Source organism: Allobacillus halotolerans (assembly GCF_018967645.1).
GTDB lineage: Bacteria > Bacillota > Bacilli > Bacillales > Alkalibacillaceae > Allobacillus > Allobacillus halotolerans.
Window position 1 is genome coordinate 19530 of record NZ_JAHLZF010000024.1, and the last position, 14044, is coordinate 33573.

The 14044-nt window shown below is 44.2% G+C and carries 14 protein-coding genes; 10 read left to right on the forward strand and 4 right to left on the reverse strand.

Translation table 11 applies throughout. The features are described 5' to 3' along the window. Positions 1–2: 2 nt before the first annotated feature. Positions 3–1025, reverse strand: coding sequence for an NERD domain-containing protein (locus KQ486_RS12665; protein WP_216687829.1), 1023 nt, complete (start codon positions 1023–1025; stop codon positions 3–5). Positions 1026–1890: 865 nt separating this feature from the next. On the opposite strand from KQ486_RS12665, the gene KQ486_RS12670 reads away from it, so the two are divergent. Genes KQ486_RS12670 through fabZ form a run of 5 tightly spaced genes read left to right on the forward strand, consistent with a single transcriptional unit; the run spans position 1891 to position 6035 of the window. Next, positions 1891–2892, forward strand: a complete 1002-nt coding sequence (locus KQ486_RS12670; protein ID WP_144163375.1) for a rod shape-determining protein — start codon at positions 1891–1893, stop codon at positions 2890–2892. A gap of 33 nt (positions 2893–2925) precedes the next feature. Then, positions 2926–3747: a flagellar hook-basal body protein gene (locus tag KQ486_RS12675; protein ID WP_144163374.1), complete on the forward strand. Its 822-nt coding sequence runs from the start codon at positions 2926–2928 to the stop codon at positions 3745–3747. A 30-nt stretch (positions 3748–3777) separates the two neighbouring features. Further along, positions 3778–4599, forward strand: coding sequence for a flagellar hook-basal body protein (locus KQ486_RS12680; RefSeq protein WP_246569329.1), 822 nt, complete (start codon positions 3778–3780; stop codon positions 4597–4599). A gap of 30 nt (positions 4600–4629) precedes the next feature. Further along, a complete protein-coding gene (locus KQ486_RS14440) occupies positions 4630–5580 on the forward strand; it encodes a DNA-directed RNA polymerase subunit beta (RefSeq protein ID WP_246569326.1) in 951 nt (316 codons plus the stop codon). Positions 5581–5600: 20 nt separating this feature from the next. Next, the gene (gene fabZ / locus KQ486_RS12690; protein WP_144163372.1) at positions 5601–6035 is read left to right on the forward strand and encodes a 3-hydroxyacyl-ACP dehydratase FabZ; all 435 of its coding nucleotides are present in this window, start codon (positions 5601–5603) and stop codon (positions 6033–6035) included. Between the two features lie 37 nt (positions 6036–6072). Here fabZ and KQ486_RS12695 read toward each other — a convergent pair whose 3' ends face one another. Further along, entirely contained in the window at positions 6073–6270 is a 198-nt protein-coding gene (locus KQ486_RS12695; protein ID WP_216687831.1) for a hypothetical protein, read from the reverse strand. 181 nt (positions 6271–6451) lie between these two features. On the opposite strand from KQ486_RS12695, the gene KQ486_RS12700 reads away from it, so the two are divergent. The 3 genes from KQ486_RS12700 to KQ486_RS12710 all read left to right on the forward strand — a co-directional run bounded on the left by KQ486_RS12700 (position 6452) and on the right by KQ486_RS12710 (position 9035). After that, the gene (locus KQ486_RS12700; RefSeq protein WP_216687832.1) at positions 6452–6766 is read left to right on the forward strand and encodes a hypothetical protein; all 315 of its coding nucleotides are present in this window, start codon (positions 6452–6454) and stop codon (positions 6764–6766) included. A gap of 278 nt (positions 6767–7044) precedes the next feature. Beyond that, entirely contained in the window at positions 7045–7530 is a 486-nt protein-coding gene (locus KQ486_RS12705; protein WP_216687833.1) for a competence protein ComK, read from the forward strand. Positions 7531–8201: 671 nt separating this feature from the next. Beyond that, positions 8202–9035: a TetR/AcrR family transcriptional regulator gene (locus KQ486_RS12710; RefSeq protein ID WP_216687834.1), complete on the forward strand. Its 834-nt coding sequence runs from the start codon at positions 8202–8204 to the stop codon at positions 9033–9035. Here KQ486_RS12710 and KQ486_RS12715 read toward each other — a convergent pair. After that, positions 9016–9411 (reverse strand): hypothetical protein, encoded by a 396-nt coding sequence (locus KQ486_RS12715; RefSeq protein ID WP_216687835.1) that lies wholly within the window; start codon positions 9409–9411, stop codon positions 9016–9018. The genes KQ486_RS12710 and KQ486_RS12715 overlap by 20 nt on opposite strands. An 86-nt stretch (positions 9412–9497) precedes the next feature. On the opposite strand from KQ486_RS12715, the gene KQ486_RS12720 reads away from it, so the two are divergent. Together KQ486_RS12720 and KQ486_RS12725 are read left to right on the forward strand one after the other, a co-directional pair. Beyond that, entirely contained in the window at positions 9498–10388 is an 891-nt protein-coding gene (locus KQ486_RS12720) for an efflux RND transporter periplasmic adaptor subunit (RefSeq protein WP_216687836.1), read from the forward strand. A 63-nt stretch (positions 10389–10451) separates the two neighbouring features. Next, complete coding sequence (locus KQ486_RS12725) at positions 10452–13541, forward strand: efflux RND transporter permease subunit (protein ID WP_216687837.1); 3090 nt, start codon at positions 10452–10454, stop codon at positions 13539–13541. Between the two features lie 152 nt (positions 13542–13693). On the opposite strand, the gene KQ486_RS12730 is transcribed toward KQ486_RS12725, so the two are convergent. Beyond that, on the reverse strand, positions 13694–14044 hold a 351-nt coding region (locus KQ486_RS12730; protein ID WP_216687838.1), incomplete at its 5' end, for a hypothetical protein.

Below are 14044 nucleotides of genomic sequence, written 5' to 3' on the forward strand. Positions count from 1 at the left end.
GCTTAAGGGACCAGGCTGTAACCGGCTTGGTCTTTTTCTTTGGTTGAAAGCAAATAAGCAAAGTCACGTTCCGTATCGAAAGCAAGTTGATAAGAAGCACCTTTATTTTTCCCAATCAACGTTTGTTTGGCTAACAAATTTCGAGCGACTTTCCTTGAATCAATTTGAAAGAGCCACCTTGCTTCGCGATTTGTGATCTGATCATTAAATAAGAGGTAAAAATCTTTCAGTGCATCAATATGGGTAGATTTTGACGAATGTCCACAAGATTCACATTGCCAATAACCGTGATTACGTTTCATGGATGAAAAGTCACAAGCGGGACAGATGACACCTGGCTGAATGGCTTTTGGTGTCAGTTGATATTTATGGAATAGATCGACCTGTAACGGTTTGTTCTCTTGAATCATTTGTTGGCCAATCGAATGGAGTGTTTGGTTTGATAAAAAATTTTGCGGATATTTATGATGAAGTTCGTTATACGTATCGGCAAGCTTGTTTGCATGGATAATGCGTGGATCAACATTTTGCTCATCTGAGCGCGTCAAATGAACGTGATTATTTACAAATACGACGAGCGATTCGACCGGAATCCCAGAAACGCCAAAATCATTGAGCCAATTTTGTAGATGAAAGGCTTGATTTTCAGCTTGGATGATTGGATCTTGAAAGGATTGAACCTGGCCGCTGGTTTCCCGGGTCATCAATCCGAACCCATGGTCAAAATTTACCTTTCCGGAAAGGTTTTTCACTTCAATTAAAAGAATGAAATTTGGATGTAGAATCACCGTGTCGATCTGAAAATTTTGCTTATGCTGCAAGCGGAGACTATGTAATAAGAAATTTTCCGATCGGTTGAAGCGATGTAAATAGTAATCGAGCGCCAACTCCCCGCGGTAACCGGAATTGTACAATGCCCAGTCGTTGACGATCTTCTGATATTTCGGGTGATTTTGCGGAAGCCTTCTTTTATGTGCAGCGAGCTTTAATAAGGCAAGTGGTACTTCATGATTTTTCATTAACATGACTATCTTGCTCCTTTCTTATATTAAAATTGATATCCAAGAGGAAGTCAAAATGGGATAAAACGTTTATCCACAGGGCAAAGTGACATTATTTCTGGTTTGTTGTTTCTGAGTTCGTTATAAGATGAGAAAATTCATTTTTGGACAAAAATGAATTTTATTCCGATTAATATTTTGGTGGATATGCGCCCTGAATGTGTGGATATGGTCCCTGTTTTGATGTATATGGTCCGTTAAGAAAGATATATGCACCTGGTGAGAGAGAATATGCCCCCATGTTTGAGATCTATGAGACCGAAGCGGAGAAATATGATCCCGGCGCGCCAACTAAGCTAGGGAGCGGTGGATATGCGCCCTGTCCGTGAATAAATGGTCCCTGGTATAGCGTATATGGTCCGTAATGAAAGATATATGCAGCCGATGAGAGAGAGTATGCTCCCGAGTCCAAGATATATGAGACCAAAGCGAGAATATATGATCCCGGCGCACCATCTCAGCTAGAGGGCACCCGATATGCGCCCAACCTCACGAGATATGCTTCCACGTCCACCCGATATGCACCCATATCAAAGGGTTATGAGACGTAAACTTAAATATATGCACCTACGAGCGTAAAATATGCGACCAAACTCAAAATATATGCGCCCCCACCGCTAAAACACCTGCCCCCCACGCAAAAACATCCGCCCCAACGTAGAAACCTCCACCAATAACGCTAAAACCCCCACCAATAACACTAAATCCCCCACCTCCCACCCAAAACGGCAAACTCCAAAAAGAATGTGACACCTTGCAAAAAAAGTGATAAAATATGATGATAGAATAAATTTAAAATTTGTGCATGTGTCAGGAGGATCAATCGTTCATGTTCGCTAGAGATATTGGGATCGACTTGGGAACGGCGAATGTGCTCATTCACGTTAAAGGTAAAGGGATTGTTTTGAATGAGCCAGCTGTTGTTGCAATGGATCGGAATACGGGAAAAGTTTTGGAAGTTGGACAGGCAGCACGTCAGATGGTTGGGCGTACGCCAGGAAATATCGAAGCGATTCGTCCGTTGAAAGACGGTGTGATTGCTGATTTTGATGTGACCGAAGCGATGTTGCGTTATTTTATAGAAAAAATTAATGTTCGCGGTATGTTCTCGAAGCCACGGATTCTTGTTTGTTGCCCGACGAATATTACGAAGGTTGAGCAAAAAGCAATCAAAGAAGCGGCTGAAAAGAGCGGCGGAAAACGCATTTATTTAGAAGAAGAGCCGAAAGTTGCGGCTGTCGGTGCGGGAATGGATATTTTCCAGCCGAGCGGTAACATGATTATTGATGTTGGTGGAGGAACGACGGACGTTGCAGTATTGTCGATGGGCGATATCGTTACTTCAGAATCCATCAAAATGGCTGGGGATAAATTCGATCAGGAAATTCTTCAATACATAAAGCGCAAATATAAATTGTTGATCGGTGACCGGACGTCTGAGGACATTAAAATCAATGTAGCGACTGTATTCCCTGAGGGACGCAATGAATCGTTGGATATTCGTGGTCGTGACTTGATTTCAGGTTTGCCAAGAACCATCACAGTCAACTCAACAGAAATTGAAGAAGCGTTACGTGAGCCAGTCAGCTTAATTACACAAGCGGCTAAATCCGTTCTTGAAAAAACACCACCAGAGCTATCAGCGGACATTATCGACCGCGGTGTGATCATTACGGGTGGAGGCGCGTTGTTGCACGGACTTGATCAGCTATTAGCTGATGAGCTCAAAGTACCTGTATTTATTTCAGAAGATCCAATGAGTGCAGTTGCAAAAGGTACAGGCATCATGCTTGGCAATATCGATAAACTACCGAAAAAGAAAATCGGTTAATAAAAATTTACAAATGTATGAGGGGGAACGAACATGTTAAGAGGACTGCATACGGCAGGTTCAGGAATGATTGCGCAGCAGCGATATCAAGATTCGTTGTCGAATAATATGTCCAATGCGTTAACACCGGGTTATAAACAAGACCGAGGGACATTCCGAGCGTTCCCGGAAATGCTGATCCAGAACATGCAATCACAGTCGCTTCCGACAAAGCGAAACGTGAATATACCGAATAACCAGATCGTCGGCTCCCTTCATACAGGTACATATATGCAAGAAGATGTTCCGTTGTTTACTCAAGGAGATGTCGAAGAGACAGGTGTTTCAACCGATTTGGCCTTGATCAATCAGACGACACCCGATGAAACTGGGTTTTTGTTTTTCACCGTCACGAATGAACAAGGGGAAGCACGCTTGACGCGGAACGGGAATTTCACTGTTGATGCAGAGGGTTATCTAACGACATCAGACGGGTATTACGTAATGGATACGAATAATGAACGGATTCAAACCGGATCAGAAAACTTTGAAGTGACGGCAAATGGCCAAGTCATTTCACCGGTAGACAATACAGCCATTCAAATCGCCTACCAAGAGAATACCAATGCATTAACAAAAGAAGGCAACAATCTTTGGGCACTTGAAGAAGGCGCAGCAATCGGGGATGCGCGCGCAACGGAAGGCGTGAATTTTTCCATTAGCCAAGGATCGCTGGAACGCTCGAACGTCGACCCACAGCAAATGATGACGGAAATGATGCGTTCGTACCGGATGTTCGAAATGAACCAGCAAGTCGTTCGGATGTTTGACCAAAGCTTGGATCTAGCGGCGAATCAAGTCGGCCGTTTACGTTAAGGTGATTAGGAGGAAAAGCCCGTGAGAAATATGTACAATGCTGCGACGATGATGAATCAGCTCCAGCATCGGATGGATCAATCCGCCAATAATTTGTCGAACATGAATACCCATGGTTACAAAGCACGACAAAGTAATTTCTCATCATTGATGTTTCAGCAAATCGACAATATGCTTAGGTTTGATGCCGATTCACCGCGAATGACACCAGAAGGAATCCGAGTAGGATCAGGTGCTAAACTGGCTCATACGAATATTTTGATGGACCAAGGAACGATTCAGACGACAGACCGACCACTTGACGTCGCGATCGAACATGCCAATCAATTTTTTGTCGTCAACGCACCGAACGCCAATGGTGAAACTGAACAGCAGTACACACGTGCTGGGAATTTTTATTTACAGCCTGTCAACGATAATGAACAAGTGATGCTGACCGACTCAAACGGAAATCCTGTCCAAGGGAACGATGGACCGATTATTATCGATCATACGTTTGATCAAATTGAAATCACAGCAGATGGACGTTTGGAAACAACGACGGGCGACCAAAGAGAAACCGTTGCAAATATTCAGCTCGTCCAAATTGACTTACCGCGGACGTTGGAAAACGCCGGTGGAGGAAATTACCGTTTGGATGCAGAAGGATTGGGTGTTCCGGTAGATGAAATCGTAACAGGAATCCCAGCAGAAGCAGTAACTTTACATACACGATCGTTGGAAGCTTCCAACGTCAACTTCGCACAGGAAATGACTCGAATGATTGAATCACAACGTGCCTATTCATTGAACAGCCAATCGATTACACTCGGCGACCAAATGATGGGGCTTATCAATAGTATGCGTTCGTAATCACGAGCAAGAGGAATTGAGGGAAAGCACATGACTTCAGACGAAAAACATGAAAATCAAGAAAACAAAGACATTCAATCGAATACACTGGATCAGGAAACCCGTGCCAACTCCAATTCAACTGAACGCACCGATACAGAAAAAGTAGAAAAAACCGAACAGCAAACAACGAATGAAAATCTAGAAGCAGAATCAGACACCGAGTTGCCACCGAAGCCTGAAGGCCAAGCAGAGCTTGAAGCCAAACAAGCTGAAGGATATGAACATGTCAGCGAGAGCGCCGTCAACTTGCACCATGTTGGCGAATTGGAACCGTCCGATATTCCGCCAAGTTTAGGTGGAGAAGCGGAAATCAATTTCCCGTGGGATGAAGAAGACACAGCAGATGCTGAACTTTCCGAAGAAAATGAAACGGAAGAAGCCGAGCTCCCGGCAAAAACGGAAGAAGCTGAATTGCCGGCTGAAACCGAGGACGCAGCGGTGCCAGCTGAAGCGGAAGAAACTGCAGAACAGACGCCAGTCGAAGAAAACACCGTACAGACACCGGAACAGGCAGCGAAGCAACAGACTGAAGCGGAATACCTTGCTGAACTTCCTTTTGTTAAAATTTTTAATCCACAAAATCGTGATGAAGCAACGAAAATTTTCAAAATGGGTGAACTGGAAAAAGCCAATGATTCAACTGACGACCCTACAGTCGTTGCAGGACAAGCAGCAAAAGAAGATGATGAGTCAAAACAACCGAAGAATCGGAAAGAAGCGAGAAAAGCCAAACGGGAAGAACGGAAAAAGAATCCACGCGGACCGATTCGTTATTTACCGGTATGGTTACGTTTATTGATCGTTATTGCCCTTTGTTTCGCCGGTTTGGTCGTGGGCCTCATGGTTGGCTACGGTTTGATCGGTGACGGTGAAAACCCACAAGACGTCTTGAAAATTGAATTTTGGGAAAGCATTTACGATTATATTCAAGGAAAATAATCAAATGAGGAGGAGTCTTCATGTTGGATATTGAGCAGATTAAACAAGTAATTCCCCACCGTTATCCTTTCTTGCTTGTCGACCAAATCGAAAGTGTCGAAGAAGGCAAAAGTGCAGTCGGATACAAAAACGTTACGGCAAACGAACCATTTTTCCAAGGACATTTCCCGAACTACATGGTGATGCCTGGTGTATTGATTGTTGAAGCACTCGCACAAGTCGGAGCAGTCGCTATTTTAAAAATGGAAGAAAACCAAGGCAAGCTTGGCATGTTTACCGGAATCGACAAATGCCGATTTAAACGCCAAGTGAAACCAGGCGACCGACTGAAATTGGAAGTCGAAATGGTGAAATTAAAAGGACCAATTGGAAAAGGAAAAGCGAAAGCAACCGTTGATGGAGAGCTGGCATGCGAAGCGGAGATCATGTTTGCCATCGTTGACCCAGAGAAGTAATGATAAAAAGGACAAATCATCTGGATTTGGTCTTTTTTTAATGGTTTCGATGATAAAAGTATTGTTTTATGGAAAAATTAAATAAGGAATATATAAACCATAAAATTAAGAATATCAGTGCTAAGAAACTGACTGTCATCAAAATTTTTCCGATAGTCGTTTGAAAAACATCATTCAATATGAACGTCACAGCTGAATAAGCAACAGCTAAAATCAAAAAAGTTTTTTTATTCAACCTAAATCCCCCGATTGTTTCCGAAAATTTATTTAAACCAAGTGTATCACATTTTTAGGCTCGCTTTACGTCAAACAGCGTCAAAGAAAGTAGCGTATAAAATGATTTTCTCAGAAAAAGTTGATTAAAGAACCCTCCTCTGGAAATACTACAGATTGATTAATCTTTTAGGAGGGACATAATGAAATCATCACTCATGAAGTCGTTGCTTGCTCTTTTCTTAGTGGTGGGTGCACTTGCCGGGTGTGCTGACTCTGAAGACGAAGAACCAACGAATCAAGAACAAGATAATATGGAAGAGCAAGAAAACGGTGATCAAGGTATGAACGGCGATCAAGGCGATAATGGTGACCAAGAAATGAACGGTGACCAAGGAGATAACGGTGGTGGCCAAGGCGAAAACGGTGACCAAGGTATGAATGGTGACCAAGGCGGCGATGAAGATCCAATGCAAGATGAATTGGATCAAGAGCAAGACGAAAACGAAGATAACTAAACAAGTAAATGGCTGGCCTTTGATATCTAAGGTCAGCCATTTGTTTTTTAAAAAAATCATATCTACATAATGCCCAACTATGTTCAATCATTCGACAAATCACCTCATCCCTAGTAAATATCCAACAAATTAACAGAACAATGAGCAAAATGTTCTAAATAAGAACAAATATTTGTCAAAATAAATTGAAAATTATTGTAAGTTCATCTATATTAAAGGAGTAATTTGCTTCTTCACCTAAATTTAGTTAAAAACATAGAAAGGAATGTGAAGAGAAAGTGACTAGTCGATCCATCCAAAAGATCCAGCATTACACAATTAACGCTAAAACGCTGATGATTTGCCCTGATGTCGACCCACACCAATGCTTAATTTATGAAGGAGAAGACCTTTACTTATGCGAATCGACATCATTCGATATCGTCGATCAATCATGCATGAGTAGGGGCACAACATTAGACGGAAGAAGGCAAGCCGTCAAATCCATCTTAGAAAATAAACATAAACCGCCCATTCCCATCGATACAGAAAAGGGACTTATTTTTATGCCGACAAAAATCATGCGGGATATCGAATGTGCATGGATTTCATACAACCACTTACATACTGTCAATGCACATCCAGACGACCCGTCAATATCCAATATTACATTCGCCAACGGACTCACATATGAAGCACTCGTCAGTAAGAAACAACTGACGAAGCAAATCGTAATGGCTGGTCACGTATTTGGTCATTTCAAGAAAGGCAGTTTCTTAGGATAAAATGTGAGCATTTCTATTGAAGGATAGAATCGTATTTTTGTGAGCTGCCGGGAGCACACCTATTCGACGGTAGGCATGATTTTTTGCTCGCTACGGTCGAATAGAGCTGTTCTATTGAACGGAAGCGTCGTGATTTTGCTTGCTACGGTCGAATAGAGCTGTTCTATTGAACGGAAGCGTCGTGATTTTGTTTGCTACAGTCGAATAGAGCGTTCCTATTGAACGGAAGCGTTGGGATTTTGCTTGCTACGGTCGAATAGAGCTGTTCTATTGAACGGAAGCGTCGTGATTTTGTTTGCTACGGTCGAATAGAGCTGTTCTATTGAACGGAAGCGTTGGGATTTTGTTTGCTACGGTCGAATAGAGCTGTTCTATTGAACGGAAGCGTCGTGATTTTGCTTGCTACAGTCGAATAGAGCGGTCCTATTCAACGGAAGGGTTGGGATTTTTCTCGCTACGGTCGAATAGAGCGCTCCTATTGAAGCGAAGACATGAATTTTCACTCGCTATCTGCGATTAGAGAGGAGAAGATAATAAGACATCAAAAAGCTAGGCGATCAGCCTAGTTTTTTTCATGGAATGTAACAATATTTTCACTTGCCATATGGCATCTATTTCTGTATTGTAGTGACTATGACTGACTGGTCATTCTAGTATTGGAGATGACAGAATTGAAGGATAAAAAAACCGAAATTATCGAAGCAAGCATTGAGCTATTTGCCAAGAAAGGCTTTCATACCACGTCGGTGCAGGAAATCGTGAATAAAGCTAACGTGGCAAAAGGCTCGTTCTATACGTATTTTCAATCGAAAAATGAGCTGATTTTTTCAATCTATACGTATTATTCCAGTTTAACGCAAAACAAAATGGATCAAGTAAAAGAGCGATTCGACGATCCAAGAGAAGCGTTCAAAAAGCAACTTGAAATTTTCTTTGAGTTATTGAAGTCGAATAAATCATTGATTGTGATGCTCATGCAAGGACAAATTTCAATCGATAAAGATATCGAGTCTCTCATTCAACAATCGAAACAAAGAAATTTCAAGTGGGCAAAAGAAAATCTTGCAGCCATTTACGGTGAAGACTTTCAGCCATACCTGAACGATGCCGCAATTTTGTTGAATGGAATCGTTCACGGGTATGCAAGTTGGCTCGTCGGTGATAACGCTGATTTTGAAACCGACCGACTCGCGGCATTTACTGTCAGACGATTGGATGATGTTTGCTTTGGCATGCAGCAACAAAATGAAGAACCGATGATTCAGGAATTACCTGATTATTTACAAGAAAAAGCCCTGATTGCGCAGGAGATTGAATGGAAGTTATCCAATGAAGTCGAATCAAATGAAACGACTGAAAAAGCAATCGAAGCGATTCACGTGTTACATGAAGAGTTCAAAAAAGAACATCCCCAACCAGTTGTCATTCAATCGATGCTTCAATTAGTCGAAGAAGTGGAAAGCACACGGACAGAAGTGAACCGCCTCAGGAGATTGATTGGATGATTCTCATAAAGGCGGATTCGTAAACATAAAATGTCAACTTGGGCTGAGCGGCAGACCTCGAGTCAAATGCATTTGCCATAAGGCGTGCTGGCTGTTCAAAGAAACTGTCTAACTGTTCAAAAGCACGTCGTGACCGTTCAAAGTCAGCATCTAACTGTTCAAAAGCGCGCCGCGACCGTTCAAAGTCAGCATCTAACTGTTCAAAAGCGCGCCACGACCGTTCAAAGATAGCATCTAACTGTTCAAAAGCGCGCCGCGACCGTTCAAAGTCAGCACCTAACCGTTCAAAAGCACGGCGTGAACGTTCAAAGTTAGCGTCTAACTGTTCAAAAACGCGCCGCAACCGTTCAAACCGAGCATCCAACTGCTCAACCAAAACGCACAACCGCCCACCGAAAATCATCGAATGGGCATATCACCAAACATAATAAAAAAATAACAAGGGAGTAAGGAGTGAACATCATGTTCAAACGTATTTTCATGACATTGATTCTCATGACCGCGCTAGTTTTAGCCGCATGTAGTGATGATTCAAATGAAGACGAAAACAATGAAGAAGAAGCAGCCGACATTCCAGTGGAAGTCGCGAAGACTGCTGAGAAAGATTTCACGAAAGAACACACATACATTGCACGAACAACGCCAAGTGATCAAATGCCAGTGATTCCGCAAGGTGCTGGTGAAGTGACGGAACTGCATGTGGAAGCAGGTGAATCCGTTGAGGAGGGTGACGTCTTAGCGAAAATCAAGTCACCTCAATATGGAACGATTGAACTGGAGAGCCCGATGGATGGCCAAGTTCAAAACTTGAACATGAAAGAAGACCGACCTGTTTCAACGGAAGACCCAGCAGCGGTGATTATCGCGGAAGACTCCGTTTTGTTGAATTTCTCGATTACCGCAAGTGACCGGGAATTTATTGCGAAAGATGATGAAATCAACTATAGTATGTCAGCCGTTGACGACGAAGGGAAAGCGACGGTGAACAGTGTGTCCGCAACAGCAGAAGAAAATGGTCTATTTGCCGTGGAAGCGGAAATCGACATTACAGAGAAAGACAATTTTCCGATTGGCACAACCGCTCAAGTTCAATTAGAGGAAATGGTCCAAAAAAATGCACTCGTTGTTCCGACCAATGCGGTCATTAATCAAGGGGAAGGCCAGCTCCTCTTTAAAGTCGTCGACAATAAAGCTGTCGCTGTCGACATTGAAGTCATTTCGATGCAATCAGAAGAAACAGCCGTCAAACCTGTCAATGAAGGCGATCTGTCTGCAGGAGATCAAGTCGTGATCACAGGACAAACAGCCATTTCTGACGGCCAAGCGGTACAGATTGTCGGGGAGGACGAATAAATGTCTTGCCAACCAGCTATTACAGAAAGAAATAAACACGTAACTCAAAAGGGGGGCGTCTAAATGAAAAAACTCATCGAAACGTCGATTAAACGCCCAGTCGGCGTCATCATGATTATTTTGGCGATTATCGCACTCGGTTTTATTTCATTCAGAAATTTATCCGTTGATTTATTTCCGGAAATTGATTTGCCGATTGCCGTTGTTGCGACATCTTATGATGGTGCCGCGCCACAGGAAGTCGAAGAGCTTGTCACAAAGCCGATCGAATCGTCGGTCAGTACAATAGAAGGAATCGAGCAAGTCCAGGCACAATCACAGCCAGGGAGCTCCCTTGTGATGATGATGTTTTCCATGGATACGAATCTCGATAATGCCTTACTGAACGTACGAGAATCCGTCGATCAAGTGAGTGGATTTCTCCCTGAATCAGCAAATTCACCGAGTGTACTCCGATTCGACCCAGCGCAAATGCCTGTGATGTGGATCGGACTGACGGGTTCCGATAAAGCGGAATTGCAACGCATAGCTGAAAATGATATCCAGCCATTGTTCGAGCGCCAAGCGGGCGTTGGTTCCGTGCAGATTGAAGGTGGAGAGACGGAAGAAATCCAAGTCCAACTCGACCAACAAAAACTCACGCAATATGGCATGAACTCACAACAGGTCATGCAAGCCGTCCAAAGCGCAAACCAGTCGATGTCCGCCGGTGTGATCGAGCGCGGAGACCAGGAGCTTCAACTACGGATTCCTGGTGACTATGAATCGATCGATCAAATTCGTGAAACGCGAATCCAAACACCGCAGCAAACGTTTATCCGCTTGGATGACATTGCGACCGTTGAACGAGCAACATTGGAGTCCAGCGGTTTATCGATGGTGAACGGGGAAGAAGCGGTTGTCTTAAGCATTTTAAAACAAACCGATGCCAACACGGTCTCTGTTTCCGACGAAATCCAATCTGCGATCAAAAAAGCAGAGAAAGATCTACCGGAAGGCATTCAAGCACAAACCGTTTTCGATAACGCAGAATTTATCCGGATGTCGATCAGTTCCGTTATCCAAAACTTATTGCTCGGAGCGGTTTTTGCGATATTGATTTTACTCTTATTCTTGAAAAGCTTCCGGGCGACACTCGTTATCGGTTTATCAATCCCGATTGCGGTTATTTCAACGTTCACATTAATGTACTTTACCGGTGAAACGGTGAACATCCTGACAATGGGTGGACTCGCACTCGGAATTGGAATGATGGTCGACTCGGCGATTGTCATACTCGAACATATCGTCACCTACCGAGAACGCGGTTATTCGATGAAAGAAGCCGCCCGACTCGGAGCAACGGAAATCGCCCCAGCAGTAATCGCGTCGACAACGACAACCTTGGTCGTCTTCTTGCCGATCATTTTCGTCGAGGGCATTGCATCCGAAATATTCGCGCCACTCGCATTAACCGTAGCGTTTGCGTTGATTGCGTCCTTGATCGCATCGATTACATTAATTCCGATGCTGTCATCGAAACTTTTGACAAAAGCGATGCAAGACAGTGGCAGACGATATTGGTTCGACCGGTTCTTGGATAAAGTCGTTGCCATTTATCAAAAAATGCTACGTGGCGTGTTACGTTTCCGAAAAACATCAATATTAGGAACACTCGCCATTATTGTCGCGACATTGTTCCTCATTCCGCAGCTCGGAGCAGCATTTATCCCAGAAGCGGACCAAGGACAAATTGAAATTTCTGTTGAAACACCAACAGGAACGACACTCAGTGCAACACGAGAAGTCGTTGATCAGGTCAATGAAGTCATTGCCAAAGATTCCGATCTCGTGGAATCCAACTACTTGTCCGTCGGTTCCGGAGGTCAAGGCGGCCCGATGGGTGGTGGCTCCAATACAGGAAGCTATATGATTCAGCTCATTCCAAGTGGCGAACGAGACGCAACGACTGAAGAAGTCATGAAACGATGGAATGACCAAGTAGAAGATATTCCTGGTGCAGAAATCAATGTCGCTGTCATGGGAGCCGGAATCAGTGCAGGCAATCCAATTCAAATTCAAATGACCGGACCTGACTTTGACACCCTAAAACGACTAGCGGATGAAACTGTTGCTGAAATCTCCGAAGTCGAAGGTGTGCATAACGCAGGGACTTCTGCGGATGAAGGTCGCCCTGAAATGCAGATCAATATCGACCGAAATAAAGCTGCCGAACTAGGCATGACTTATGACCAAGTGATGGGTCAAGTGAGCATGCAGCTCAACGGCCGCGTCGCGACTCAATTCCGGACAGAAGGGCAAGAACTTGATGTTCGTGTCATGACACCGGAAGAACAACGCTCAACGATTGAAGATGTTGAAAACATATTGATCCAAACTCCGACTGGCGCCATGGTCAGCTTGGCATCCATCGCAAGCATCGACCAAGAGATTGGCCCAGCCAGCTTGACGAGACAAAACCAACAGCGAACCATCACGGTCTCCAGTGAAATTTTAGACCGAGATCTCGCAAGCGTAACGGCAGATGTAGAAAGTAAACTCGCAAGTATGCACTTGCCGGAAGGATATGATTATTCAATTGGAGGGGAAGCGGAAGACATGGCTGAAGCCTTTGGCGACTTAGCCTTAGCACTCGTCTTCTCAATATTCTTAGTCTATGCCGTTATGGCGGTCCAATTTGAAAACTTCCTGCATCCATTTGTCATCATGTTCGCATTGCCGACAACAGTCGTCGGGGTCATCCTAGGCCTGTTTGTGACCGGCTTACCGTTCAGCATCCCAGCCTTCATTGGGGTCATCATGCTCGCCGGTATCGTCGTCAACAACGCCATCGTGCTCGTCGACTACATCAATATTTTACGTGAAAAAGGTCAGGAGCGATTCAGCGCAATTATGGACGCAGGCGCAAGTCGTCTCAGACCAATCCTGATGACATCACTGACAACAATTCTCGGAATGATCCCACTCTCCCTCGGACTCGGGGAAGGTGGAGAAGCACAGCAACCGCTCGCCGTCGTTATCATCTTCGGCCTGCTCGTATCCATGTTCTTCACACTGCTGCTCATTCCGCTCGTCTACACGTACTTTGATGATCTATCACGAAAATTTACAAACCGTAAAAGTAAGAAACGAAAAAAAGAGGTAGAAGCATAATTTAGGAGAAACACCCAGCCGGATGGCTGGGTGTTTTTTATGTGGATCATTTTTGCTGAGGCAAAAATGTACTTTTTGATCGACTTCGTACGGAAACGGCTGCCGTGTGGCCAGCCGCTGAATAAAATCGTGCAGCCGTCGAATTCCTTTGTCTAGCCATCGAAAAAGCACTTGAAGCCGTCGAATTCCTTTGTCGAGCCGTCGAAAAAGCGTGCCCAGCCATCGAATTCTCCGACGAAGCCATCGAAAACATGCTCCAAGCCATCGAATTCCACCGCGAACCCGCCGAAAAAAATTACGAAGCCGCTAATGAATGCTCTTTGAAAGATTAAGTAGACCATTTTTGCCGCGGCAAAAATGCACCTTTTTATGTTTTTTAGGTTTATCATGAGATCTTGCGGTTGAGCGAAGGCGGTTAAATTGCTAACCACCCGACAAGCGCGCCGAGCCGCCCGACAAGCACGTCGAACCGCCCGACAAGCACGTCGAACCGCCCGACAAGC